This window comes from Microbulbifer agarilyticus, from assembly GCF_019800665.1.
GTDB classification, from domain to species: domain Bacteria; phylum Pseudomonadota; class Gammaproteobacteria; order Pseudomonadales; family Cellvibrionaceae; genus Microbulbifer; species Microbulbifer agarilyticus_C.
Map to the genome: position 1 here is coordinate 139,821 of NZ_JAHVKO010000007.1, position 25,666 is coordinate 165,486.

A 25,666-nucleotide genomic window follows, 5' to 3' on the forward strand; every position below is an offset into this window, starting at 1 on the left:
CCTTTTCAGAGGAGATTTTAGAGTCCTCTTAGGGGGCGACACACCCCATACAGCGGAGGTACAGCGCACGCGGATCTTTGAACGACTTCAGTTCAGCGAACGGTTGCAATGCGGGCTGCAGGCTACTGAACCAGGCACCCAGCGGCAGGTTACGCTCGATACTCGCTGAAACCTGGGCATCGACATTTTCTGCCAGTGCACGCATCAGCTTTTCGCTGGGGCTCAACTCGCGCTGGATCTCCATCACATCGTACTTATCGATCTCGGCCAGTTGCGCGGCGTCCGCAATGGCATCCTTGAGATTGCCGAGGTCATCCACCAGCCCGAGCTCCAGAGCCGCGCGGCCGGTCCACACCTGACCCTGGGCGATCTTGTGAATTTCCTCGGGAGTGCTGTTGCGGGCTTCGGCTACCAGCTGCAGGAATTGCGCATAGGTATGCTCGACGCCCTGCTGCAGGATATCGGCGGCGGCCTCAGGCAGCGGCCGGTCGAGACGCATGGTGCCCGCCAGCGCGGTCGTGCCAACACCGTCGTTGTAGATGCCCAAGTGTTCCAGCGAGTCTTCGAAGGTTGGGAAGGCGCCAAACACACCGATGGAGCCGGTGATGGTCGACGGCGATGCCCAGATGCGATCGCCACCGGCCGCAATCCAGTAACCGCCGGAGGCCGCAACACTGCCCATGGAAATCACCACCGGGATGCCCGCTTCGCGGGTGGCGAGCAGTTCCTGACGAATCGCTTCCGATGCGAATGCCGATCCGCCCGGACTGTCGATACGCAGAACCAGCGCCTTGACGTTCTTGTCGCGGGCCTTGGCAATCAGCTTGCCGAGGCTGGCACTGCCGATTTGTCCGGCCGGTGCATCGCCATCAACGATCGCGCCGGCGGCACTGATCAGGGCGATTTTATCTTTGGGCTGGCGCGGGTCCGGCAGGTTGGTCATTTTCATGTGGCGCAGGTAATCCTGCGCATGAATGCCGCGGTACTGGGATTTATCTTCCTTGGCTTCCCCAACGACCTCCTGCAGCTCGGCGACGGCCGCGCGGCGAGTGAGAAGCTTGTCGACGAATTGATTCGCCAAAGCAGCCTTGGCCCAGCTACCGCCTTCGGCACGCAGGTTCTGCGGCAGTTCGGCAATATAGTTATCGACGGCGCTGGGGGGCAGGTTGCGCAGGCCGGTAACCTGTTCGGTGTATTCGTTCCACAAACGATTGAGCCAGCGCGCCTTGTTCTCGCGCGAGGCGGGCGACATATCATCGCGGATATAGGGCTCGATGGCGTCTTTGTAATCGCCCACGCGGAATACGTGGAAGTTGATCTTTAGCTTGTCGAGCGCGCTTTTCACGTAGCTGCGGTAGCTGCCGAAACCGGTGATGAGCAGTGAGCCCATCGGGTTCATGTAAACCTTGTCCGCATGGCTGGCGAGGAAGTACTGGCCCTGGGTGAAGTTGTCACCGATGGCATAAACCGGCTTGTCGCTGGCCTTGAAGCGTTGCACCGCTTCACCCACTTCTTCGAGCTTGCTCAAGCTGGCGCCGGCGAGGCTGTCGAGTTCCAGAACCAATGCAGAGATTCGGCTGTCGCCGGCCGCGTGATCAATGGCATCGACCAGATCTTTTACCCGCGTCTCTTGCGGTGCGGAGGGACCACCGAAAAAGCCCGGCAGCCCACCTGGCTGGCTGAGTTCATCCACCAGGAAACCACTGGGTGCCACCTTTAACGCGCCACCCTGAGGTACGGTAATGCGCTCTTCACCACCAAAGATGGCGGCGCCGATAAACAGAAGTAGCAGCAGGAAGATTAGGTTGGTAACCACCCGGCGCAGCCAGGTGATGGCTCCGCCAATGGCGCCAAAGAAGCGGCGGATAAACCCGCGGCTGCGTGTTGAGTCGGTCAAACCTGAAACTCCTTGTTGATCGGTCTGTTGTGTTTCTTCTGTGGTTTACAAACTGACGTGGGTGCGCGCGTTATGCAACTGCACCTGCCAGCGACTGGTCATCATTGAAGATACAAATAGGATAAGGCTGAGGGCGGTCAACGCGCCATGCTGCCAGCCGCGTGTAGGCATCATTACGTCGACGATTCCGGCGGTAATATAGAGCAGCAGGATAAAACACAGCCATAAATAGCTGCGCTGACGCTGCTTGAGCAGGCCGGGTAATACCAGCAGCAGGGGTACTGTCTGCAGTAACCACCACTTAAACGAACCACCCAGGAACAGGTTCCACACCACGAACAACAGCAAAAGTCCGCCGTAACACACCCAGTTCAGTTTGCGTGCGAACGCCAATTTGCGGGCTACCAGTGCCTCGTCGATGGGCTTGCCTGGTTTCTTCTCTTTAGCCACGGTGTTCTCCCAGTCGGCTCGCCAGATCAGCAATGCGTTTCCCAAGTGCCCGGCACAGGGTTATTTCATCGGCACTCAGGCCGTCCTCGGCGCTGCCCGCCCAGTGGGAGGCACCGTACGGTGTTCCGCCGGTGGAGGTGTGCATCAAGGCACCTTCAGAATAGGGGATACCAGCGATGACCATGCCGTGGTGCATCAGCGGCAACATCATCGACAGCAGGGTGGTTTCCTGGCCGCCGTGAAGGCTGCCGGTGGAAGTAAACACTGCGGCGGGTTTGCCGCTCAGGCTGCCGTCGAGCCACATGTCGCTGGTCTGGTCCAGAAAGTAGCGCAATGGCGATGCCATGTTGCCGAAACGCGTGGGACTGCCCAGCAGCAGGCCGGCGCAGTGGCGCAGGTCGTCGGCGGTACAGTAGGGCGCACCGCTGTCCGGTACCGGAGGTTGGGAAGCCTCGGTATCTGGCGAAACCGAAGGTACCGTGCGCAATCGCGCTTCCAGTCCGAGCTCTTCGACGCCGCGGGCAAGTTCCGCGGCCATTTTGGCCGTGGCGCCACTGCGGCTGTAATAAAGAACAAGGATGTAAGGCGCTTGATTTGCCGCAGCCACTAGATCAGCTCCAGTACATTTTCAGGCGGACGGCCGAGTACGGCCTTGTCACCTTTGACCACGATAGGGCGCTCGATCAGTTTGGGGTGACTCACCATGGCGTCGATCAGATCGTCGTCGCTGTGGCTGGTGTCTTTCAGGTTCAGTTCTTTATAGGCATCTTCGCCCTTGCGCAGCAAATCGCGCGGAGCAATACCGAGCTTGCCAAGAATCGTTTTCAGGGCAGCGGCATCTGGCGGCGTCTCCAGATAGAGTACGATTTCCGGTTCGATATTGTTTTCCTGCAGCAACTGCAGGGTTTGGCGAGATTTTGAACAGCGAGGGTTATGGTAGATCGTCCACATCGAAAGCGTATCCTGTTAAGGTTTGGCGTATTCTAACAGCCTGCGGTTGGTCGTCTACGCTGAGGTATGGCGTACTTTTTAGACAAATTGCATGGATTTATACGCTCCATTCACGAGAAAATGGCGCGTAGCCACTTGTTTCAAAAGGTAAGCGAGAGCGGGTTTGGCAAGTGGTGTGGGGAGTCGTATGACAAAAGCTATAACAAATTGAGAAGACCCATGACTGAAATGGTGCACCGCTGGCGTCGCTTTTTTACCTCTTTGTGGACCGTGTTCAACGAGAAGAACTGCCGGCAGAATGCCGCCGCACTCACGTACATGACGCTGTTCGCGATCGTTCCCCTGGTGACCGTGAGTTACGCCATGCTGTCACTGTTTCCAGACTTCGCGGGTCTGGAAAGCAAAATCCAACATCAGATCTTTTCCCATTTCGTGCCGGAAAGCGGGCGCGAAGTGCAGGAGTACATCGATAGTTTCTCCTCCCAGGCCCAGCGCCTTACCGGTGTCGGTATTGGCATTTTGCTGCTGACTGCGGGCTTTATGCTGAAAAATATCGAGACCACGTTTAATGCGATCTGGGATATTCCCAAGGGCCGCCGTGGTGTTTCCAGCTTTTTGCTCTACTGGGCAATTCTGAGTCTCGGGCCGATCTTGCTCGGTGCCGGCATGGCCGCCACCACCTATTTGTTCTCGCAGAAAGTACTCGCGCACAACGATAGCCTGGGCGTATTGCCGGTGGTGCTGCGGGTGCTGCCCTGGGTGTTTACCGCCATCGCCTTTACCTTGCTGTTTGTGGCGGTGCCCAATTGCCGCGTGCCACTGCGTCATGGCCTCGCCGGTGGCGTGATCACCGCCTTTGCCTTTGAGTTCGCCAAGTATCTGTTTGGTGCCATTGTCGCGCGCAGTTCGGTACAGGCGATCTATGGTGCCTTTGCCTTCGTACCGCTGTTCCTATTGTGGATCTATTTGATGTGGATGATCGTACTGGCAGGATGTGTGCTGGTACGTACACTGTCCGCCTACCACGCGGCGGCACAGGGGCGAAATTACTCCGACCTGGTGGCAACCCTGTCTATTTTGTGGAAGTTCTTCTGCAACTATCAGCAGGGGCAGACCATCCGCGAGCAGGATATTTCGCGCGCGGGTATTCGCCCGGCACAGTGGCGGCGCATTCGCGAAGTACTGCAAGACAATCAGGTAATCGGACAAACCGACCGCAATGAGTTCGTGCTGGTGCGCGACCTGGATTCCGTGACCCTGCAGCAGATGCTCGATTGGCTGCACCCGGCACCGGTGCCAGAGAGCGGCCACCGTGAGTTGGAGGTGCGCCCCTGGTACCGCGAGGTGGAAGTGCGCTTCCGCGAAGCGAGAGACTTTTCCCGCGAGCACCTTTCCCGGAGCCTTGGCGATTTGTTTCGCGAGTCGATGTCGCAAGAGGTTGTGGAGAAGAGCGTGGATACCAGTTTGACCCCTGCCGTCGTGGCCGGGGAAGAGGTCCCAGATAATAAATCGGTCAGTAAAGGGAGTGGCCGCAATGCGCGTAGCGGCAAGTCGTCGAGTAAAACAGCTAAGTCTTGAGCGGTTCCGCGCTCTTTTCCTGCTTATCGCAGTGCTCGCACTGGCCACGGGGTGCGGTGCGCGCTCCGGTGGCCTAGCCGATTTGCACGGCAAACCGCTGGATACCTCGGGAAAAGTCCTGTTGGTGAACTACTGGGCAGAGTGGTGCGCACCCTGTCGTGAAGAGATACCGGAGCTAAATACCTTCTACCGCGAGCACCAAGACCGGGTTCTGGTGCTCGGGATAAATTTTGACCAGCCGCCAAAAGAAGAAATACAGCGGCAAGCGGACAAGTTCGGCATCGCTTTCCCGCTGTTGGCGGATGCCCCCGAAGGTCGCTGGGGCCAGGCGGTACCACAGGTGCTGCCTTCCACCTTTATCATCGACCGTCACGGCCAGTGGCAGCGGACGTTAATCGGCCCGCAAACCGCAGAATCCCTAATGGAAGCTATCCAGCCTTACCTATCAGAGTAAGGGCGGAGCAGCGGGTGAGGATAGGCCGGCATGTGTCGTACGCTTGCTTCTACCCGTATAACCAAAGCGTCTTTAAGGGACATACGCGCCGGCTGTTAGGATGCGCGCAAACTATTTTCCTTAAATCCGCAATCTGGGACTCAAAATAAATGCAATTGAGTGCATTTCTACTGCTGGCCTTCTATCTGTTCTTACTCTGGCCGCTGGCGCGCTGGCACCACAGCCGCAATTCGCTGGCCCCGGCGGTATTTGCCGGGCTGCTGTTGGGGGTGTTGCTGGGTGGCTTGATGCATCTGGCGGAGGGCTGGGGCGTAAACACTCCCTGGGTACTCGACTGGATTGGCCTGATTGGCAACGGCTACGTGAATCTGCTGCACCTGCTGGTGATGCCGCTGGTGTTGATCTCGATCCTCGCCGCGGTGGTTAAGGTGAGCAACACCGCCTCGCTCGGCAAAATCAGCGGGTCGGTGCTGGTGGTCCTGCTGGGCACTACTGCGATTGCTGCCTTTATTGGTGTGGTAATCGCGCACCTGTTCGGCCTGACGGCAGAGGGGCTGGTGGAAGGCTCCCGCGAAGCCGCGCGGGTGGATGTGCTGAATGAACGCATGGGCCGCGTGACGGACCTCAGCATTCCCGAAATCCTTACCTCGTTTATTTCCCGCAATATCTTTGCGGACCTCGCCGGCCAGCGCGATACCTCGGTGATCGCGGTGGTGATCTTTGCGGTATTGATGGGGCTCGCCGCGCTGGCGGTACGCCGGGAGAACCCGGAGCAGGGTGCCGCTATCGAACGTTTTGTTACCGTGGCGCAGGCCTGGATAATGAAGCTGGTGCGCCTGATTATGGCGTTTACTCCCTACGGCGTTATGGCGCTGGTGACGGCGCTGGTGGCCAAGTCCAGCTGGACGGATATCTTTAACCTGTTCAACTTTGTACTTGCTTCCTTTGTGGCGATTGCGCTGATGTTTGTGGTGCACGCGCTGTTGCTTATGATCAACGGCATTAGTCCATTGCACTATTTCGCCACTGTGTTGCCGGTGCTGGTATTCGCCTTCAGCTCCCGCTCCAGTGCCGCGACCATTCCACTCAATGTGGAAACCCAGATCGACAAGCTCGGCAACTCCCCGGCCATTGCCAACTTTTCCGCTTCCTTTGGCGCCACCATTGGCCAGAACGGTTGCGCGGGTATTTACCCGGCCATGTTGGCGGTGATGGTGGCGGTACCCATGGGGATCAATGTGTTTGACCCCGTGTGGCTCACCTCGTTGATCGCCGTCATTGTGATCAGCTCCTTCGGTATCGCGGGCGTGGGTGGCGGGGCGACCTTTGCCGCGTTGGTGGTACTGCCTACCATGGGCCTGCCGGTGCAGATTGCCGCACTATTGATCTCCGTCGAGCCGCTGATCGATATGGCGCGCACCGCGTTGAATGTGAATGGCGCCATGACCGCGGGTACCCTGACTCAGCGTTGGTTGGGGCCCAGCGTGGAGGTTGCAGAGGCCCGCTAACCAGAAAATTTCATCGATGTGTCAACCTATTGCGGTCTTGCACGTTTTGATAAGTGAACCACACAGGTGTGTAACGACGTTTCCACCTGGCATTTACTTACCGACCACTGATTACTGATCACTGATCATAATAGGGAACCATCGATGAAACGGATCAAGCAACAGATCGTCCTCCTGACCGTAACCGCTGCGCTTTCCAGCGTCGCAGCAGCAGATGCCAGCGACCGGCGCGCGGAGTACCTGGATAACAAAGGGGATCGCATCGAACAGCGCCTGGATAACAAGGGCGACCGCATTGAGAACCGACTGGACAACAAGGGTGACCGGATTAACAACCGGCTAGACCGCAAGTCCGAACGCGCGGCAGCCAACGGCAAAGACAAACGCGCGGCGCACCTCGATAAGAAAGGGGATCGCATCAACAACCGCCTGGATCGCAAAGGCGAGCGCGTCGACCGCAAGCTCGATCGCAAGGGGCAGAAAGTGGATCGCCGAATGGACCGTCGCAGCGCGCGGGTGGGTAGCTAACGCAACTCGGAGATTAGATATTGCGGCCCGGGGTAGCGCGGGCCGCGCCGCAATCGCATGATAATAACAAGCTTTCACAATAGGCCCCTGTACTTTGGGTTTCCAAGCAAGGGGTCTCCAGGCAAAGGGCCGCTGCACGCCGCATGGAACAATTTTTAGCCTCGGTAGAGAAGCGTGCCTTCTCCATGGCCGCGATGGCGGTGGGGAACCGTGACGATGCGCTGGATATTGTGCAGGATGCTATGTTCGCGCTGGTGCGCAATTACAGCCACAAACAGCGGGAGCAGTGGCGCCCGCTGTTTTTTACCATTCTCAATAACCGAATTACCGATTGGCACCGCCGGCACAAGACCGTCTCGCGCTGGCAGCTTCTGCGGGAAAAGTTTGCCCGCGGTGACGATGAGTCGGACGATGTGTTTGACCCGGGCGCACTGGAAGACCAGAGTGGCCCGAGGCCGGAGCAAGGTGTGTTTTCCGAGCGCGCTCTGGATGCGATTGAGTCCGCCGTCGGTCGGTTGCCCCCGCGGCAGCAGCAGGCATTTATGTTGCGCTGTGTCGAAGGCTTTGATATCTCGGAAACCGCTGCTGCTATGTCCTGCAGTAGCGGTAGTGTGAAGACCCACCTGTCCCGGGCACTGGCTGCCCTGCGTGGACAATTGGAGGAAGTGCGATGACGTCGCCACAAGACAAGTCCAAGGCTCAGTCGAGGGAGCACAACGATGCCGAATTAGCGGCCGGTGCGCGCGCAGCCATGGAGCGCCGCGAGCAATCGCTCGACGGCGAAACCCTGTCGCGCCTGCGTCGTGCGCGCTCTGCAGCACTAGATGGTGCGGCGAATACTTCGCGGCCAAGCTGGATGCTTTGGTTACCCACGGGGCTTGCCAGTGCCGCAGCAGTGCTTACGGTGGCGCTGTTTGTCGGACAGGAGCGTTCCAGCTCCCAGGGCGAGCCGGTGGATATGCTGGCCGATGCGTGGATTCTGAACGAAGACGCCGAGTTGGACATGATCGAAGACGTGGAGTTTTACCAGTGGCTGGCAGAGGAGGCGCTGGATGGCCACACGTCCTGAGTTGGGCCGCGGCAGGCGCCGCACTTCAAAGCGGATTCTGGCTTGGACTTTACCGCTTCAGCTGGTGATGTTGCCGTTTGCGTTTGCCAACGAACCCCTGGATGAAGACTTTTTGTTATTCCTGTCGGATTGGACCGACGAGACTGGTGAATTTATCGCCCCCAGCGATGTGGAAGGCGTATTGGAAAAGGAGCCTGCCCCGCCCAGGCCAGAGGTGGTCGATTTGGGTGAAGGTCGTGAGCAGAGAGAGCAACGTGAACAAAGTGAGCAGGGTGAGCGAAATGAGTAACGCCACAGCTAAACACACATCGAACCCCGTTTTCGGCAACGTGCGGAAAATCGGCTTCGGGCTGCTGTTGTTGGCCTCCCTTGCCAGTAGCGCCTGGGCAGACCCGGCCGCGTGGAAGGACCTGAGCGACAGCGAGCGCCAATTACTGCAGCGCTTTGAAGGCCGCTGGGACCAGTTTACCCCTGAGCAACGCACCCGCCTGCGGGAGGGCGCGGCGCGCTGGGCGGGCATGAGCACTCAGGAGCGACAGCAGGCCCGTCAGGAATTTGGCCGCTGGCAACGCTTGCAGCCCGAGCAGCGCCAGAAGCTGCGCGAGGCCTATGACCGCTTCAAAAAATTGCCGCCGGAAGAGCGCAAGAGAATTCGCGAGGCGCGCGAGCGCTTCAAGCAGCTGCCACCCGAGCGGCAGCGCCGCTTGCGCGACCGCTGGCGCAACATGACGCCAGAGCAGCGGGAGCGCTTCAAACAGCGCAGAGGTAAACGGCAGAAGCGGGGCTGATACACACGAGACCAATATAAGCGGGGCCAACTTAAGCGGGTCCAATATAAGCGGGGCAGGAGGCCCCGCTTTTTCATTTCAGTTCAGGAACGATTCAGTCAGCGCCTATTAAAGTACTCCCATCGGTCGAATTGTTGGCCAAACAAAGATGCCTGGTAGTGACCAGTTTCAGAAAAGAGTCACACCAGAGCACCACCGCTCAGGTCTAGGGAGTATGCAACATGGCATTAACAAACAAGTGGTTACAGCAGCTGGCACTGGTTGGTCTCACCGTGGTACTGGTGGCGGTGAGTGTCAGCGCTAGCGCGGGCGACAGTGGCTATTACCCCGGTCCACATGGGGGCCAGGATGGCTATGACTATGCCCCCGTCACCGCAGTGACGCCTATCTATAATGACGTGAATGTCGTCGAACCCAGAACCCAGTGCTGGGACCAGACCGTCACCTATCAGCAGCCGTCCCCGGCCGGAGCCATCATCGGCGGCCTCGTGGGGGCTGCGGTGGGGCGCAATGTGAGCAAAGGACACAAGCACCACAAGCGCTACCACCGTCGCTATCACCGCCACCATCACGGTAACAAGACTGCGGGCATGGTCGCGGGCGCTGCGGTAGGCGCCGTTATCGGCAATGCCATCAGCCGCAGCCAGGCGCCAGTCCAGTACGGCACCCAGCAGCGCTGTCAGGTTGTCGAAGAAGTGAGCACACGCCGAGAGCTGATTGGCTACGACGTCAGCTACCGCTACAACGGCCAGGAATATCTGATTCGCACTAACCACCATCCTGGAGATAGAATTCGGGTTCGTGTAGACGTCACGCCGGTACTGTGATCAACGTCTGATTGTTATTCATCCACCGGCGCTATGGAATCGACAGGAGCAGAGCAGTGAAAGTCACTCGAGGTCCGCAAGCCGCACAGCAAGTGAAAGGGGCCGTATCCATCAACTTCGCAGGGATGAAACTTGTACCGTTTGCCGTATTGGCCTGCTTATTACTGGCGGCACTGGTGAGCGCGCCGGTGTCTGCGGCATCGGCAATGTCACAGGCGGCGTTAACAGGGGCACAAATGCCGCAGGCCGCGAAAGTAAGGTATCTGGAAATAAAGCCTCTGGCCACGGTGCGGGTGCAGAACAAAGGCATTTCCAAAAATGAGGCCGCGGCGCTGGTGAAACGACGCTTTGGTGGCAAGATCCTGGCGATCAGCGAAGTACAGCGGAAAGGCAAAAGTATGTTCCGCGTGAAGGGACTTTCTGACAAAAGTCAGGTCTATGTAGTGTTCGTGGATCGACAGAGCGGAAGAATTTCTCGCTAACTCTATAACGAAAAATGCATTACTGAGGACACACCATGCGCGCACTGCTGGTAGAAGATGAACACGCGTTGCGAGAACAGCTGGCGGCTTCCCTGCGCAAGGGGGGGTACACCGTTGACGAAGCGCCGGATGGCGAAGAAGCATTGTATCTGGGGCGTGAATACCCTTACGACGTAGCGATAATGGACCTGGGGCTGCCGAAAATCGACGGTATCCAGGTTATTGAAACCCTGCGCAAAGAATCGCGGCATTTCCCTATCCTGATTCTCACGGCTCGCGGCCACTGGCAGGAGCGAGTGCGCGGCCTGGAAGCCGGTGGTGACGATTACCTGACCAAGCCCTTCCATACCGAAGAGTTGCTCGCCCGCTTGAACGCACTGGTGCGACGCTCCGCAGGCTTTTCTTCCCCTGTCATCAGTGCCGGCCCCATCGAGCTGGATACCAGTGCCCAGCGAGTGAAGGTGTCCGACAGCGAGCTGGACCTGACGTCGTTTGAGTACAAGGTGCTCGAATACCTGATGCTGCATCCGGATGAGGTGGTATCGAAAACCACACTCACCGAGCACATCTACGAGCAGGACTGTGATCGCGACAGTAACGTGATTGAAGTATTTATCGGTCGCCTGCGTAAGAAACTGGATGCCGCAGGTGGGATAAAACCCATCGAAACCCTGCGTGGGCGCGGTTACCGGTTTAGCCCGGCGAGCTGATTACCTTGCTGAACCGCCTCTCTGATATCCGCCAGTTCCTCTCGGGCTGGATACACTCCCTGTCTGGCCGTCTTTCGCTGATGGCCACCCTGGTACTACTGGTTTTTCTGGTGGTACTTTCTGGTGTGCTGGAAAAGGCCTACCGCACCTCCCTGGATGAGTCCAAAGCGCGTGAGCTGCAGTTGCATATCTATACGCTGCTGGCGGTGGCCGAGCCAGACGGCGACAATCTGCTGTTGCCCCTGAACCTGCCGGAGCCGCGCTTCAACCAGCCGGACTCCGGCTTGATCGGTGCGGTAATGGATGCCCGCGGCCGGGTTATCTGGCGTTCCCCTTCGGCACTTAGCCTGCCAAATTTCTCCGAGTTACCGCTGCCGTTACCGCTGCGCCAGGGCCAGCAGGTGTTTGCCGAAATTCAGCTGCCGGACTCGACCGTGCCCTACAGCAGCTTCCGCCAGGGAATCGCCTGGGGGCTGGATAACGAGCTGCAATTTACCTTTGTGGTGCTGGAAGACGCCGGGCCGCTGCAGGCGCAGGTGTATCAATTCAATACTACCCTTTGGCGCTGGTTGGGTATCGGCGCCCTGGCACTGATCGCGGTACAGCTCCTCGTGCTGCACTGGGGGCTGGCACCTCTGCGCCAAGTGACCAGTGCGCTGAAAAACATGCAGCGTGGGGGTGCCGATACCTTGCAGGGCAAATTCCCCAAAGAGCTCGTACCCCTGACCGATAACCTGAACCTGCTGATAGAAAATGAGCGTCGCCAGCGGGAGAAAACCCGCAATACGCTGGGTGACCTCGCGCACAGTCTGAAAACGCCACTGGCGGTACTGAAAGGCATGGACGTGGCGGCAAACCCACAGGCCGCACAGCAGGCGCTGGCGGAGCAGGTGGAGCGCATGGACGGGATTATCAGTTACCAGCTGAAGCGTGCGGTGGCGACGTCGCCCAAGTCCATTTTGCGCGGCGTGGCGGTACAGCCCATGGCAGAGAAAATTCTCTCGGCACTGGATAAAGCCTACCGGGATAAAACCATCGATGCGGAACTGTTGTGCGATCCTTCCGTATTATTTTATGGCGATGAAGGGGACCTGATGGAAATGCTGGGTAACCTTCTCGACAACGGTTACAAGTATGGCGGTGGCAAACTGCTGGTCAGTGCGAAGAACACCGACGACCGCCGCGGCCTGGAAATTATTATTGCCGATAATGGTCCGGGCCTTAGCGAAGACCAGTGGCAACAGGTGGTTCAACGCGGTGTACGGGCCGACGAGCAGCAACAGGGGCAGGGCATTGGTCTTGCCGTGGTGGTTGATATCGTGGAGAGTTACCACGGTAGCATCGCCATAGCGGCGCCGTCGGAAACGGCCGAGGGAAATCTCGGCGGGCTTACCCTGCGGGTCGAGCTTTAACCCGTACAGTTACAATAAAACAAACAGGGATTTTGTATGTTTTCACGATGGTCAGGGAAAAATTTACGGCAGCTACTGTCGGCAGCGTTTCCCGTTATCGCTTGTTGCTGCACAGCCCTGTTGGCGCCGGCCGCTCAGGCCGCTTCCCCCTGGCCTGGTGGTGCGGAAGTTGCTGTGGTGTTGTCCTACGATGATGCGCTGGATTCACACCTGGACGTGGCCATCCCCCAGCTCGATAAACATAAACTGCCCGGTACTTTTTATCTGAGCGGTGCGCGCCCGTCGGTGCGCTTGCGCCAGCACGAGTGGCGCCGCGCCGCGCAGAGCGGCCACGAACTCGGCAACCATATGCTTTACCACCCGTGCCGAAAATCGTTGGCTAACCGCAGTTGGGTGCAACCGTGGCAGGATTTGGATAAATACACCCTCGCGCAATTTGTGGATGAAGTGCAGACCACCAATACCATGCTCAAGGCCATCGACGGTGAGGAGGAGCGTACCTTTGCTTACCCGTGCGGTGATATGACGGCGGGGGGTGAGGATGTACTGCCGGAGCTGAAAAAACTGGTAAGTGCCGCGCGCTTGTTTTCCGCCGACGGGCAGCATCATCCGGACAACAAAGATTTTTACCGAATAGCCTCGTTCGACGGTGCAGAAAAAACCGCAGAACAACTGATTGCCGTGGCGGAAGCCGCCCGGGAAAACCACAGCCTTGTGGGCTTTTTGTTTCACGGAGTGGGTGGGGATTACATCTCGGTCGCCTCCGAGGACCACCGCGCACTCCTGCAACACCTGGCGGCCAATCCGGAGCGCTACTGGGTAACGACCATGCGGGAAGCCGTAGCCCATCTGCAACGGGAGCAGGTGCGTAATCAGCGTTAAACCGCGCTGCGCAAAAACCGAGGCACCTTGTCAGGTGCCTTCGCTACCCTCGACACCTTCCACACCTTCCACACCTTCCACACCTTCCACACCTTCCACACCTTCCACACCTTCCACACCTTCCACACCTTCCACACCTTCGACACCGTCCACTTCCACCGCTGCGCTGTTGCCTTGCACTTCGGCTTTGGTACGGCGCTGGCCGGGAATGACACCCTGCCACAATCTTCTGGACAGCTCTTGTGGCGCTTCGGCGCGGCCTTCGGAAATCCACTGAACAATAGCGTGCGCTACATCCGGCCAGTCGATGCGCACGCCTCTCGGCTGCTCCTCCAGCCAGCGGCCAATGGTGAGTGCATCGATATGTTTTACCACCCTCGCCAGTTGCAGTTCTTGCAACGCCATGGCGTTGGCCTCCTGTTCGAACTGCCCCTTGAGCGGGCGGGTCAAAATCGGTTTGCCCAGCGTCAGTGTCTCGGCAATTAGTTCAAAGCCACTGTTGCAGATAATCGCACGCGCCGTGGCGACATCGTGGCGGAAGCCTTCTATCGAAGGTGCCTTAAGGGTGATGTTGTCCGCTTTGGGGAGATCGGTTGGCAAGCCGTAAACAATAAACTTCTGCGGCAATTGCGCCAGTTGTTGCAACAGCGGCAGTGCATGTTCAAACGGCAGGTATACCAGCACATGGTCCTGCTCTGGGGGCACGGTGTCCTCGTGGGCGTGGGCAATCGGCGGCAAGATCGGCTGGCCAAAGTGATACCAGTGCATCCCCAGGCCCAGGGGCACTGGCGCAAACAGTTTCATGATGGTCCGTGGCAGCCAGCCAAAAGCCGGTGCTGGGATAGCGTAATCAAAGGCATACTGGTGCCCCAATCCCATACTTGGGCACTTGCGCTTTTTCGCCGCCCAGGCGGTGACCGGCTCAAAGTCACTGATAACCAGATCAAAATCGTTTACCGGGAGTTCACGAATGTCTTTCAGCAGCTTGCGTAAATCCAGTTGCCTGGCGGTGGCGAGCTGATCGATCTTGCCTTCCTTGTGCACGAAGGTAAGCCCTTCGCGCCACCAGTAATCGCCGAAAGTGTCCATCGCGAACAGCTTTTCCGGCGGGCGGCCAGAGAACAGCCACTGAACCTCCAAGTTCGGGAACTGCTGGAAGGCTTCCGCCATGGCCCGGGCCCGTGAAATATGGCCGTTACCAGTACCTTGAACGCCGTACAGAATTTTCAAATTGCTTCTCCGAAAGGAATTGCGATGGTTTGCAGGGTTTTGAGGTGTCTTATGCTTGGTTGGTCAAACGTGGCGCGCGGCACTTATAGCAGTGATCCGGCGACCGTAAGACCTACACAGGTACCGAGCAGTGCACCGGCACAAACATCGGTCGGGTAATGTACGCCGAGCCCGACACGGGAAGTGCCGACACCAGCGGCCCAGAAGTAACCCAGGGCCCACAATGGGTGCAGGCACTGGGCGAGCATGGTCACAAACAGGAAGGCACCGGAGGTGTGGCCCGATGGCAGGCTGAAGCGATCGTTGGCAATAACAATGGATCGCAGCCCGGGAATCGATTCCGGGGGCCGGTTACGGCGGGTGGTGTTTTTGATTGTCCAGTAGAGTGAGCGCTCTATGACGAAGGCCGCACCGCAGACCGTAAGGAACTGCAGCGCCACCTGCAGGCTCACAATCGCTACTAGCAGCGGTGATGCCAGATAGAGCCAGCCGTCCGCGGAGCGGGACAGCAGCAGGTAGTTTCTACGGGATGCCGGTCGCGCCGCGCGCTCTGCCATACGCAGGACCAGCGACACATCGACGGTTTTTAGGGTGATAGGTAACCTTCGCATACGGTAAAAGTACGAAGCCTATGTTGCGCAGACTTGAACAAAATGTGTCAGGTCTGTGAAATCTGCAAACGCTGGTGGCGTTTAGGTGCCGTTTTGGTGGGGAGGGAAGAGAGGGCGCCACGCGAGTGGTGGCGCCGTAGGCACAGGTCTAGTCGATGGACATTTTGATCGCGCCGGAGCCCGGCAGCTTCTCGACCAGTTCATGGCCACACAGTTTCGACGGGGTGAAATAGCCCCCGTTCCCGGTATAGCTCAGCAGATGCTCCAGTACCGCTAGTGACCCATGCACGGTAACGTCGTACCCGTTCGCGGTGACCACGCGGCCTACCCGGCGCTCGCCGCGGCGGTCGTTGCGGACTTCGCCCCATACCCAGGTCTGCTGCTGGGAGCGCTGTGACTCACTGGGGCCGCGGACCTTCTCGTCCACCTTGCCCTTCATCCAGTTCTGTACCCACTTCATACGCAGCAGCCAGCGGAATGCGTTCAGCTTTTGCATTTTCTTCGCCCGGCGCGGGCTCATGGGGATATACACCTCGATATTCGGGATCTCGGTGGAATAGTAGGCGGTAGCCACATCGCCCCAGGGGATGGCAACGGCAAACTTCTCGCCACGCCCGAAATTGATCTTGCGGGTCAGCTCGCCATGGGGCGTTACCTCGATTTTGCCATTGCGGCGCACCGCACCGCCCACTCCGAGGCTTTCGATCGAGGTCTTGGCGGTACCCGGGCTGAGGCCCGAATCCGAGTCAAACCCCAGGGTCAGGTGGGTGGCACTGTTCATTTCCTTATGCAGCGCCGCCGCCAGGCAATCGGTGGGAATGACATCAAAGCCGGTGCCCGGGCACAGCACCACGCCAGCTGCACGCGCCTCGGCGTCCATCCCGTGGGCCATCTGATACACGGACATTTCCCCGGTGATGTCCTGGTAGTGGGTGCCGGTGGCGATACAGGCGCGCATCATGGGTTCCGCGGTGGCGGAGAAGGGCCCGGCACAGTGGATAACGACGGCCACATCCTTCAGCGCGTGCGCCAGGGCTTCCTCATCGTCCAGCGAGGCCGCAATGGCGGGTAGGCCCAGCTCGTTTGCCAACGGTTGCAGCTTGGCGGCACTGCGGCCAGCAAGAATAGGCTTCAGCCCTTTGGCCACGGCCTGACGGGCGATGAGTTCGCCGGTGTATCCGTAGGCGCCGTAAATCAGGATTTGTTTGTTGTTCACCGAGAGTCCTTATTGTCTTTATTTGGCGAAGGCCGCGATGCTGAAGTCAATCAAGCGGCTTTTCCAGGGCAAAGCGCGGGAATGTCTTACCGTCTTTGGTTACGGTTTCTGCAAACATGGCCAGGGGACGTGCCCACACACCGAAGTCATCATACAGAGCGCGGTAAATAGCCAGTTGTTCCCCGGTTTCACTGTGGGTGGCAATTTCCATCAGGTGGTACAGATTGCCCTTGTAGTGCCGGTAGATACCTTTCTTGAGTGATTGCATGGGGTTCTCTTGTTTGTTTTTTCACCGGCTCGAGGATTAGTCGAGGTGAAAGGGCGAGAGCTGGATCTGGGTAATACGCTGGCCGTGCAGTACCGCGAAACCTTCGTAGCGGCGCTCGCCAGTCGAGGTGAATTCGAATTCGTAACGACGTTGAATGCGCAGTTGGCCGTGGCGGTCGCGCTTGATGCGGGTGCGGTCCAGCATCACCGTATCGTCCAGCAACTGAACACCGGTCTTCATACAGTGATCCTTAACAACCTTGCGTACCCGGTCCTTGGCCGCCATACCGGCCCAAAAATACCAGGCGGGCAGTGCCAGTAAAAAAATCCAGATCAAATCGCCAAGCGAGTAATACATAACATTTGCAGTTGCTATTATCGAACCGGGCAAGAATACCACCACAGGAGTCAACATGTCTGGCACGATTCTCATCACCGGTTGTAACCGCGGCATAGGCCTCGAAATGGCCCGGCAATTTGCCAAAGATGGTTGGAAAGTGATCGCTACCTGCCGTAACCCTTCCGCGGCGTGGGAGCTGAGCGAGCTGAACGAATCCTATGCAAACCTGGAAGTGCACACGCTGGATGTTACCGACTATGTGCAGTTGGCAGACCTGGCGCGGAGCCTGCAAGGGCGCCCACTGGATATTCTGGTGAGCAACGCCGGCTATTACGGGCCGAAAGGCGTGACCTTTGGCCACGTCGATGTGGATGAGTGGCGCAAGGTACTGGAAATCAACACCATCGCCCCATACAAACTCGCCGAGGCCTTCTACCCCAATCTGGCGGCTGGCCAAAATAAAGTTGTCGGAATATTGAGCAGTAAGGTAGGCAGTATTGCCGATAACCAGTCAGGGGGCGGCTACATGTACCGCTCCTCAAAGACTGCGCTGAACCAGGTAGTAAAGAGCCTTGCGATCGATCTAAAAGAGCAGGGGATCAAGGTTGTTGCCCTGCATCCGGGTTGGGTTAAAACCGAAATGGGCGGCCCCAATGCACTGATATCTACCGAGGAAAGTGTTACTGGTATAAAAAGTCTACTGCTTAATGCCAGTGAGGAAGATAGCGGCCAGTTCTTTAATTACGATGGATGCGTTATTCCCTGGTGACCATTTGAATATCCGTGTGTGGAGCAGCTAATTTCAATTGTCAGTCACGCTATTACTAATCCAAATATGACCAATATAGATTCGGTATTTCGGTCGTTACGACTACTATCTCCAGCGAGATAGGCACGCTCTTCTAAAAGACTATTCAATTCAATAAGTTAGAGCGATTGCGCCAATCGGGGATAGTAGTCGTGACGATCACTTTTGCAGAAAGGTAATGAGTGAGTTGGAGTGGTCAACTGCTTGAATTTTATAGGGTTTCTGAAAGAAGTTACCTTTGAGTGTCACTAGGAATAGTAGGCATGAGATAGTAGTCTTTGGGACTACGATTAAAATGTTAAGCGCATATGGAAATTACAGGCATCTTTTATCTGGTAGTAGCATCTGAATTGGTCTCGTTATTCCTTGTGATACGCAACTGGCGGAGAGAGAGATTCCTAGTTATGAAAATAATGGTTAGTGCAGTAACTGTAATTCCATTTCTGGGGCCATTTTTCTATTTGTTTGTAACAGATAGGACTAATCCTCAGTCAAGCGACTTAAAAAATGACGGCCGCTTTGGTTTTGGAGGATATTTTCGATATTCTGAATCGAGGAACGAAGTCTTACGTAAGCGGAATGGTCGTCTGCGAAATGAACAGTCCGATTAGCAGGGCCCGCTTAACAAGGCCGGGCAAAAAACTCCGGGCTACGGCCCTCCGTGGGACAGCTTACCTCGTGCACATTTTGCGCGGTTCGCTTCGCTCCCATTTTTGCGCAAAACGCGCACAAGGCAAGCTGCCCCTGCCGGCGGCGTTATGTGAGCTAGTAATGCAGCGTTCAAAAGCTATGAAGCATTTATCGAGCATCGAAATAGGCCTAGGCTTCATACTTGCGCTGATTTCAATATGGCTGTTCCTAACGACTGGTATGGCGCAAGGTGATAAAGATCCACATAGTCTTGGAAGGATAATCGCTTCGGTATCGTTACTAGGCTCTCTATGCCTATTGATTCCTGGTATTGCGCTCCGTATATCAGTCAAGATGGGCACTGTGCTGCAGACTTTTGTAGTTATTTTTGTTGTCTTTATCATATGGTTAGGGGCGCAGTAGCTTGCGAACACGCTCACATAACAAGCACAGGCAATATGCTCCGGCCCTTCGGGCCTCCGCGGGACGTCTTACCTTGTGCACCTTTTGCGCAGGTCGCTACGCTCCCAGTTTTGCGCAAAACGCGCACAAGGTAATCCGCCCCTGCTGTGGGCGTTAGTTGCTACCCAAGAGGAGTTAAAGTGAAGGGTATTATTTCAGTATTAATGGTTTTATCTTTTTCCTATACGGCCTATGCCCAGGAAAAAATAGTAACTATCGATCCTAATCAGATCCAGATGCATGGCTATGTACATCAAAGCTTGCCCCAAGATTTGCTAAAGCGTATCAAAGTTACCACCGATACCTTTGAGATTATTGATGGAATATCCTTTGAGCAGGCGGTTGACCTTTATAAAAGAGATCTAGACCCAGAATCTAATTTAGTAATTTGGGAAGAGATGGCACGCGTTTACAATATATTCTGTAAATCTCGCTGTGATACTGCTGCTGAGCGTAAAGAGGTTTATCGTGCGCTATTACTACGCTCGATGTTTTCTAGCCAAGAATCCCTAGCAAGGCTTCAGCTCAAAGTGCTTTCAGTCATGGAAGCGCAATCTATAATCTCTCAGTACAAGTTGGAAGCAAAGCCAATTGATGTTATCCAAAAGTAAAATTCAACTAACAAGGCCAGGCACAATTGCCCCTTCGGGGCTGGACCTCCGCACTGCGTGCTCCGGCCTGTGCTGGCGGCGTTATGTGAAAACTAAGTATTCCCGTAATATGTGCTGAATAGCTGAATTTTAATTAGAAGTTTTCGGAGTGACTCTTTTGTTTTCTTCTTTACGAAAAATAAGTTTGAATGTAGTAGTAATTTTATCCGTTATCGCCATAATTTTTGGTGCGTGGGCGGCCAATTTTAAATTGGTCTCCTTCGAGGAATTTAACAATAGCGTTTCGTCTTTTATTTCAATTGAGGGTTCGGATGAATATGTCGTTGCCACATTGAGAAGTGGTGAAACACTTGAAGTAAAAAGATTCAATAAGACGCTTTTTGATTTACCAATTGGGGACACGGAAGCTAGAATTTCGGTAGTTGCGAATTACAAGTATTTTGTTCAGCTTGGTGACATTGTTCATCATCTTAGTGGCGATACACTATACATTAAAGCTCCAGATTTGGAATTGTCTGAGCCTGTTGCTTTTGATATTCGTTCAATGTCGGAAAGCAGCAAGACGACTGGCTTCGGACCTGACGCGGACTCATTGTTGGTGGAGCTCCGTGTAAAAATGGCAAAGCAGCTAAAGGTTAATGGCTTGCTACAAAAAACATCCGTTTATGAGCGCGCAGCAAAATCTATCGCAGATAACTTTAATGAATATATGGAGAATAATGGTTTCTCCGGGATGTATGAAAAAATAGTTGTTTCCTTTAACGGTGCGAGTAGTGAGCTTAGTCGCAGCTATGAATATATTTCAGAGAACTGCGGGTATCTTCCGTGTAAAATAAATTGGAGTGTTGGTGGTTATCATATTCTTGCATCAGGAGAAAGTAATACGGACCGGCAATGAATTGTCGTGTGCCAAGGCACCGCCAAGATCTATCACATAACAAATGGCTGCAGCCGACTCCATACGCTTTGCTTCGCTTTTGTGATGTTCGCTGCGCTCACATTTTTACACAAAAGCTCTGCGTCGCTATGTCGCGCTGAGCCAGGCGTTATGTGTCAGGGAAACTACACCTTGATTTATGAGCACATACCTAAAGTATTAATGTTTGGGGTGGGGGTTTCGTCTTTTCTGATTTTGCTCTTCATCGTGGCATTCTCAAAGCCAGGATCGGGCTTTGTGATCAAAGGGTCGATCTGGCATAAAGACGCTGCTAGAGAAAGAATAGTGCCAGAACAATTTGAGAAATTCTGGTTACTTATTCAAGTACAAAAATTTAGTTTTTGGGGGCTGGTCGGTTGGGTTTTCATTGCCCTTTTGGCAAGAGTGGTTGGTCACACATAACAAGGCCGGGCAATATGCTCTGGGCCTGCGGCCCTCCGCGGGACAGCTTACCTTGTGCACCTTTTGCGCAGGTCGCTACGCTCCCATTATTGCGCAAAACGCGCACAAGGTAAGCTGCCCCTGCCGGCGGCGTTAAAAGGCATTAGTCATGTGCGTACATTTACAGAAAACACTGAACTATTTATCCGAAAATCATGGATTAAAAGTCGTGTCCACCGTAAATGGAAAAGGCTGGGGTGTTGGGCACTTAGTAAGTGGTGAAATTCCCTTCCAGCAGGTGCTAAAAGAAAAGCAACTTTATGGTGGCGTAGAACTATCGCAGGAGCATGGGTTAATTTCATGTCGCGCTTGCTGGGAAAATATAGCAGAGTACTCTCGTTACAAGGGTAAGTGGGGTTAGCATGCCATTTAACAAGCGGCTGTTGTCGCCCCTCCGGGGCTGGGACGGCCTTTCCGCTGCTTCGCAGCTACAAGTCCGCCCCAAAGCCGGGCGTTAGGTATCACATGAAAATTGCAACCATAGTGGCTGCTATATCGTTGTTTGCAATGAATGCTACAGCTGGTGAAAGTGAGCAGCGGATATTAGTTCGGGAAGCCGGTTATATATATCAAGGACATACATACAAAGGTATCAATGAATTAAAGTCGGTTCTTGATCCACTGCCGCCAAATCATTCAATTTCGTATCATTTTTTACCTTGTTCTGAGAGGATTAATTCACTTAAAAACAGCTTAGAGACCTATTTAAAAATACGAAACTTTTCGAAGGTTTCTAGCTCCTTCCCGCTTTGTGGTTGTCACTGTGGAAGTGATAAGGTACAAGAAATACCTAACAAGGCCAGGCAATGAAGCTCCGGGCCTGTGGCCCTCCGCGGGACAGCTTACCGTGTGCGCGTTTTGCGCAGGTCGCTGCACTCCCATTTTTGCGCAAAACGCGCACACGGTAAGCTGCCCCTGCTGGCGGCGTTAAGCGATAAAGGAGTCTGAATGCCACCGAATCACCATAAAGAATTAGCAATTTTCTTGAAGGAGATAGTTGGAGGTACTCCTTCTGTTAATGCATATCGTGATAACAGTGGTAGTAGACCTATCCCAATTGGACACTTCGGGGAGGTTTTTTTCTCGACAATTGGCGCATTTGAAATGGGTTTGTCGTTACCTGCAGGTAATTTCGAGTTTACTGCGATGGGTTCTGAACAATGGTTACCGAATTCGTTAGCAAGCTCTATCTACTGGTTAGCTGAGCGTAGCTCCGATGAGTGGCCTTTGGTTTGTGAAGATGTGATTCGCGTAAATGGGAAGAGTACCTATAGGCATATGGCTTATGTTCCGTCTCCATTTGATTTAAAACTATCTAATGGACAGTCGGTAAAATGGCTGTTGGGCGTGCCCATCACGGACAAGGAAATAGGTATTTCGGAGAAATCGGTTATGAATAAGGCAAAAGAAATATACCCTGATTGGCTGTTCAGTGAAGGCGCTTAACAAAGCCGGGCAATTTGCTCCGGGCCTGCAGCCCTCCGCGGGACAGCTTACCTTTTGCGCAGGTCGCTTTGCTCCCAGTTTCGCGCAAAACGCGCACAAGGTAAGCTGTCCCTGCCGGCGGCGTTATGTGTCGAGAGTAGATGTTGAGTAGGGTCAGTAGGAAACATATGTGTTTTCTCGGAGTTTTGGGCACTCCATACTTTATCGTTGTTGCCTTGCTGGTGCTGCAGTTGGGATACATTAGTAATTGGTTCTACCTACTGATGCTCCCAGCCTTGTATGCTTATGACAGATTGTCTCAACCGGCATATATCGAAAAGGTAGAGTGTGGAAATTTTGGTAAGCTGAAATTTGCAATGTGGGCACTTGGTTGGCAGTTTTTGTTTTGCGCCGTAGTAATTTCACTATTGTGGTTTCTAAACACATAACAAGGCCGGGCAATATGCTCTGGGCCTGCGGCCCTCCGCGGGACAGCTTACCTTGTGCACCTTTTGCGCAGGTCGCTTTGCTCCCATTTTTGCGCAAAAGGTGCACAAGGTAAGCTGCCCCTGCCGGCGGCGTTATACGTAAGTCGAGACCGAGCGATGGAATTAAGGGAATTCCCTATCAGTGATAATATGCAGCAGTGTCCCTGCTGTGATTATTATTCACTAGCGGAACGAGGAAAATGCCTAGTATGCCCAGTCTGCTTCTGGGAAGACGACTGTCTTGATCCTGAAAACCCAGATTGGAATGCTGCATCTGAATTAAACGATGATATGAATCTTCGTCAAGCAAGAGGTAATTTCGTAAAGTTCGGAGCCTGGAAGGCAAAATTTAGTAACGTGGTAATTGACGCAAAAGAGAGGCGCACATTACATGTTGCAAAGCGTAACGTATAACAAGGCCGGGCAATTTGCTACGGGCCTGTGGCCCTCCGCGGGACAGCTTACCTTGTGCACCTTTTTCGCAGGTCGCTGTGCTCCCATTTTCGCGCAAAAGGCGCACAAGGTAAGCTGCCCCTGCCGGCGGCGTTAGGTGACAGTACGGCCATGTTCAAAGCAATAAAAAAAATATTTGAGAAAGATGAGCCGTTGCGTGTTCAGAACGTAAAGCTCGGCTCAATGATTTTCGATCAACGGGCCAGCACATGGGAAACTGATGAGGGTGATATTTTTCACTCAGTTCCTGGAGATAATGACGGCCCTTCAGAGGCAGCTATCGACTTTGTAGTAAATAAGCTAAATCAATTAGAAAAATTTTGGCAAAAGTGCCAATCAGATCTTGAGTACATAGCTCATAGCTATGACACGATCAACAAATCAGATTCAGCTAAAAAAATATTTAAAGTATCAGCACTGTCAGTGAACTCTGCTGATCATAAAGAGTGGGAAATATGCTTTGAAAGTTTCCCGGAGTACAAGTGGCTGTATGTCGGTATGCATTTCTCAGGCGAAGAGCTCGTAGCTAACGACATATCCACCTAACAAAGCGCTGCAAGGGGACGGCTTACTTTGTGCACTTTATGCGCAGTCGCTCCGCTCCATTTTTGCGCATAAAATACACAAAGCAAGCCGCCCCTGAGCGCGGCGTTATGAGTACGTACTGACAGCATGCTAGTTATTGGAATACTTTGTTTTACTTTGGGGTTTGGGCTGTTTCTCTTTGCCACGGTTTCAGGCAGGAGCCTTTTAAAGGCTGTAAAGAACGAACGCCCGGATCTTCACAAAAAGTATTTTTCGCTTTTCAATCGTTCCTACTATTATTGGGGGCTGATATTTGGCAATGCGGAACTTGAGCGAGAGGATCTACCAAAGGAAGTATTAGCGTCTAAAAAACGAGTAAAAAGAAGGTATGAAGCATCATTCATATTCTTTTTTCTCTTCGTTGCGCTGCTACTCCTGGAGGTACTCATAACAAACGCAAGCAGTTGACTCCGGCCCTGCGGGCCTCCGTGGGACGCCCAACACTATGCACATTTTGTGCGAGTCGCTGCGCGCCCAATTTCGCACAAAATGTGCATAGTATTGGTCGCCCCTGTTGCGGGCGTTATACGCAACCAACATGAAACATAGTGCAGCCGAATACAACGTTCTGAGCTATCTCTTGCAGAAAAAATCCATCTCGTATGAGAAGGCCATCGACTGGGCCTACTCTCAGTACACAAAAGAAGGGGTTGACCCGTTTGTTGAGAAAATATCTTTGGCATATGATCAGTCTGAGATTATTGAGCTAATCAGCAATGACTTCCAAGTGTATGGGGAGCCTACTCAAGGCTTCCTTATTGGAGAGACTGCGAGTATGTATTCAAAAGAGCAGTTGTCGTTATACGCTGCTATAGCGCGAATACTCTTCGATCTTGATTTGGGGTTGTCCGAGGAAGAGCGGCAAGAGCTATATATCGCGGAAGATTACTTTGGCTGGCATAACCACGCAGAGAAAGAAGCCGTCAGACACTCACTGCCTATTTTTAATAAATACAGGCCCATTTATGAGCGTGCCGTTGCACATTTCAGCGTATAACAAGCCGCAGCAATCGCTCCCACTGGTCGCTGGGACAGCCAAAACGCTGCGCTTATTTGTCTGCCCCTGTGCGGGGCGTTACATGTCATTTCGGTAGAAGGATTGAATGGGATTAATTGCATTAGTTGGGTTTGTTGTTGCAAGTGCTCTTATATATTTACTTGCCCTACCTAAAGTCTTTTACGTGTTGGCGGCATTATGGTCCTATACAGGCAAGTTCTTTTTGGAACTAGTGTTCGGCAGGCCAATGGGACTGGAGCCATTTTATAAAATACATATTGTGGCCAGTTCAGAAAATCGAGAAACACGATCGTGTATAGTGTTGTTGTTCCTCATGCTTTCACTAGCTGCTAGTTGGTTGGTATATGATCACATGTAACAATCACAGGCAGTTTGCTACGGCCCTTTGGGCCTCCGCGGGACGGCTTACCTTGTGCACCTTTTGCGCAGGTCGCTTCGCTCCCATTTTTTCGCAAAACGCGCACAAGGTAAGCCGCCCCTGCTGTGGGCGTTAAGGCACACTATGAATAAGGTAATTGCGTTTTTTCTTGTTTGTGTTTCTTTTTACACCGAAGCCTGGGAATGCAACAACGAGAATAGATACAAGCAGTCAATAGGTGCGCATGCTG

General features: G+C 54.4%; 30 protein-coding genes and 1 pseudogene. 22 read left to right on the top strand and 9 right to left on the bottom strand.

Features of this window, described 5'->3' with window-relative positions:
* Positions 1-28: 28 nt before the first annotated feature.
* The 4 genes from sppA to arsC are packed head-to-tail and all read right to left on the bottom strand — an operon-like array spanning position 29 to position 3,298.
* On the bottom strand, positions 29-1,897 hold the full coding sequence (gene sppA / locus KUV22_RS16130; RefSeq protein WP_222232809.1) for a signal peptide peptidase SppA: 1,869 nt from the start codon (positions 1,895-1,897) through the stop codon (positions 29-31).
* Between the two features lie 45 nt (positions 1,898-1,942).
* Entirely contained in the window at positions 1,943-2,347 is a 405-nt protein-coding gene (locus KUV22_RS16135) for a DUF2069 domain-containing protein (RefSeq protein ID WP_222232810.1), read from the bottom strand.
* Complete coding sequence (gene wrbA / locus KUV22_RS16140) at positions 2,340-2,954, bottom strand: NAD(P)H:quinone oxidoreductase (protein ID WP_222232811.1); 615 nt, start codon at positions 2,952-2,954, stop codon at positions 2,340-2,342. The genes KUV22_RS16135 and wrbA overlap by 8 nt, the downstream gene beginning before the upstream one ends.
* Positions 2,954-3,298 (bottom strand): arsenate reductase (glutaredoxin), encoded by a 345-nt coding sequence (arsC, locus tag KUV22_RS16145; RefSeq protein ID WP_222232812.1) that lies wholly within the window; start codon positions 3,296-3,298, stop codon positions 2,954-2,956. The genes wrbA and arsC overlap by 1 nt, the downstream gene beginning before the upstream one ends.
* A 219-nt stretch (positions 3,299-3,517) precedes the next feature.
* On the opposite strand from arsC, the gene KUV22_RS16150 reads away from it, so the two are divergent.
* From KUV22_RS16150 to KUV22_RS16210, 13 genes and pseudogenes are all read left to right on the top strand, one after another.
* The gene (locus tag KUV22_RS16150) at positions 3,518-4,876 is read left to right on the top strand and encodes a YihY family inner membrane protein (RefSeq protein ID WP_222232813.1); all 1,359 of its coding nucleotides are present in this window, start codon (positions 3,518-3,520) and stop codon (positions 4,874-4,876) included.
* Positions 4,833-5,330 (top strand): TlpA family protein disulfide reductase, encoded by a 498-nt coding sequence (locus KUV22_RS16155; protein ID WP_222232814.1) that lies wholly within the window; start codon positions 4,833-4,835, stop codon positions 5,328-5,330. Before KUV22_RS16150 ends, KUV22_RS16155 begins: the two co-directional genes overlap by 44 nt.
* A gap of 149 nt (positions 5,331-5,479) precedes the next feature.
* Positions 5,480-6,838: an L-cystine transporter gene (locus tag KUV22_RS16160; RefSeq protein WP_222232815.1), complete on the top strand. Its 1,359-nt coding sequence runs from the start codon at positions 5,480-5,482 to the stop codon at positions 6,836-6,838.
* Positions 6,839-6,982: 144 nt separating this feature from the next.
* On the top strand, positions 6,983-7,366 hold the full coding sequence (locus KUV22_RS16165; protein WP_222232816.1) for a hypothetical protein: 384 nt from the start codon (positions 6,983-6,985) through the stop codon (positions 7,364-7,366).
* Between the two features lie 131 nt (positions 7,367-7,497).
* Positions 7,498-8,040 (top strand): annotated as a pseudogene (locus tag KUV22_RS16170) (RNA polymerase sigma factor); the annotation flags it as partial.
* Positions 8,037-8,435 carry a hypothetical protein gene (locus KUV22_RS16175; protein WP_222232818.1) on the top strand — a complete coding sequence of 133 codons (399 nt, stop codon included), beginning with the start codon at positions 8,037-8,039 and terminating at the stop codon, positions 8,433-8,435. The pseudogene KUV22_RS16170 and the gene KUV22_RS16175, both read left to right, overlap by 4 nt.
* A complete protein-coding gene (locus KUV22_RS16180; RefSeq protein ID WP_222232819.1) occupies positions 8,419-8,724 on the top strand; it encodes a hypothetical protein in 306 nt (101 codons plus the stop codon). Before KUV22_RS16175 ends, KUV22_RS16180 begins: the two co-directional genes overlap by 17 nt.
* A complete protein-coding gene (locus KUV22_RS16185) occupies positions 8,717-9,223 on the top strand; it encodes a DUF3106 domain-containing protein (protein WP_222232820.1) in 507 nt (168 codons plus the stop codon). The genes KUV22_RS16180 and KUV22_RS16185 overlap by 8 nt, the downstream gene beginning before the upstream one ends.
* Before the next feature lie 221 nt (positions 9,224-9,444).
* Positions 9,445-10,050, top strand: a complete 606-nt coding sequence (locus tag KUV22_RS16190; RefSeq protein ID WP_222232821.1) for a glycine zipper 2TM domain-containing protein — start codon at positions 9,445-9,447, stop codon at positions 10,048-10,050.
* 56 nt (positions 10,051-10,106) lie between these two features.
* Positions 10,107-10,532, top strand: coding sequence for a PepSY domain-containing protein (locus KUV22_RS16195; RefSeq protein WP_222232822.1), 426 nt, complete (start codon positions 10,107-10,109; stop codon positions 10,530-10,532).
* Between the two features lie 35 nt (positions 10,533-10,567).
* Positions 10,568-11,242 (top strand): response regulator transcription factor, encoded by a 675-nt coding sequence (locus KUV22_RS16200; RefSeq protein WP_222232823.1) that lies wholly within the window; start codon positions 10,568-10,570, stop codon positions 11,240-11,242.
* Positions 11,243-11,247: 5 nt separating this feature from the next.
* A complete protein-coding gene (locus tag KUV22_RS16205) occupies positions 11,248-12,654 on the top strand; it encodes an ATP-binding protein (protein WP_222232824.1) in 1,407 nt (468 codons plus the stop codon).
* 36 nt (positions 12,655-12,690) lie between these two features.
* The gene (locus KUV22_RS16210; RefSeq protein WP_222232825.1) at positions 12,691-13,536 is read left to right on the top strand and encodes a polysaccharide deacetylase family protein; all 846 of its coding nucleotides are present in this window, start codon (positions 12,691-12,693) and stop codon (positions 13,534-13,536) included.
* A gap of 30 nt (positions 13,537-13,566) precedes the next feature.
* Here KUV22_RS16210 and KUV22_RS16215 read toward each other — a convergent pair whose 3' ends face one another.
* From KUV22_RS16215 to KUV22_RS16235, 5 genes are all read right to left on the bottom strand, one after another.
* Positions 13,567-14,766, bottom strand: a complete 1,200-nt coding sequence (locus KUV22_RS16215) for an MJ1255/VC2487 family glycosyltransferase (RefSeq protein ID WP_261319632.1) — start codon at positions 14,764-14,766, stop codon at positions 13,567-13,569.
* Between the two features lie 83 nt (positions 14,767-14,849).
* Entirely contained in the window at positions 14,850-15,377 is a 528-nt protein-coding gene (locus KUV22_RS16220) for a phosphatase PAP2 family protein (RefSeq protein ID WP_222232826.1), read from the bottom strand.
* A 148-nt stretch (positions 15,378-15,525) separates the two neighbouring features.
* Positions 15,526-16,593, bottom strand: coding sequence for a saccharopine dehydrogenase family protein (locus KUV22_RS16225; RefSeq protein WP_222232827.1), 1,068 nt, complete (start codon positions 16,591-16,593; stop codon positions 15,526-15,528).
* Positions 16,594-16,639: 46 nt separating this feature from the next.
* The gene (locus tag KUV22_RS16230) at positions 16,640-16,861 is read right to left on the bottom strand and encodes a DUF1653 domain-containing protein (RefSeq protein WP_010133025.1); all 222 of its coding nucleotides are present in this window, start codon (positions 16,859-16,861) and stop codon (positions 16,640-16,642) included.
* Positions 16,862-16,897: 36 nt separating this feature from the next.
* Positions 16,898-17,218 (bottom strand): DUF3301 domain-containing protein, encoded by a 321-nt coding sequence (locus KUV22_RS16235; RefSeq protein WP_224919577.1) that lies wholly within the window; start codon positions 17,216-17,218, stop codon positions 16,898-16,900.
* 55 nt (positions 17,219-17,273) lie between these two features.
* On the opposite strand from KUV22_RS16235, the gene KUV22_RS16240 reads away from it, so the two are divergent.
* The 9 genes from KUV22_RS16240 to KUV22_RS16280 all read left to right on the top strand — a co-directional run bounded on the left by KUV22_RS16240 (position 17,274) and on the right by KUV22_RS16280 (position 25,037).
* Complete coding sequence (locus KUV22_RS16240; RefSeq protein ID WP_222232829.1) at positions 17,274-17,969, top strand: SDR family oxidoreductase; 696 nt, start codon at positions 17,274-17,276, stop codon at positions 17,967-17,969.
* A gap of 1,271 nt (positions 17,970-19,240) precedes the next feature.
* Positions 19,241-19,711, top strand: coding sequence for a hypothetical protein (locus KUV22_RS16245; RefSeq protein ID WP_222232830.1), 471 nt, complete (start codon positions 19,241-19,243; stop codon positions 19,709-19,711).
* 184 nt (positions 19,712-19,895) lie between these two features.
* Entirely contained in the window at positions 19,896-20,609 is a 714-nt protein-coding gene (locus tag KUV22_RS16250; protein ID WP_222232831.1) for a hypothetical protein, read from the top strand.
* A 171-nt stretch (positions 20,610-20,780) separates the two neighbouring features.
* Complete coding sequence (locus KUV22_RS16255; RefSeq protein ID WP_222232832.1) at positions 20,781-21,050, top strand: hypothetical protein; 270 nt, start codon at positions 20,781-20,783, stop codon at positions 21,048-21,050.
* A 504-nt stretch (positions 21,051-21,554) separates the two neighbouring features.
* Positions 21,555-21,899, top strand: coding sequence for a hypothetical protein (locus KUV22_RS16260; protein WP_222232833.1), 345 nt, complete (start codon positions 21,555-21,557; stop codon positions 21,897-21,899).
* A gap of 138 nt (positions 21,900-22,037) precedes the next feature.
* A complete protein-coding gene (locus KUV22_RS16265) occupies positions 22,038-22,535 on the top strand; it encodes a hypothetical protein (protein ID WP_222232834.1) in 498 nt (165 codons plus the stop codon).
* 617 nt (positions 22,536-23,152) lie between these two features.
* A complete protein-coding gene (locus tag KUV22_RS17560; RefSeq protein WP_390625305.1) occupies positions 23,153-23,416 on the top strand; it encodes a CPCC family cysteine-rich protein in 264 nt (87 codons plus the stop codon).
* Positions 23,417-23,470: 54 nt separating this feature from the next.
* Positions 23,471-24,001 carry a hypothetical protein gene (locus KUV22_RS16275; protein WP_222232836.1) on the top strand — a complete coding sequence of 177 codons (531 nt, stop codon included), beginning with the start codon at positions 23,471-23,473 and terminating at the stop codon, positions 23,999-24,001.
* Between the two features lie 577 nt (positions 24,002-24,578).
* Positions 24,579-25,037, top strand: a complete 459-nt coding sequence (locus tag KUV22_RS16280) for a hypothetical protein (protein WP_222232837.1) — start codon at positions 24,579-24,581, stop codon at positions 25,035-25,037.
* Positions 25,038-25,666: the final 629 nt, after the last annotated feature.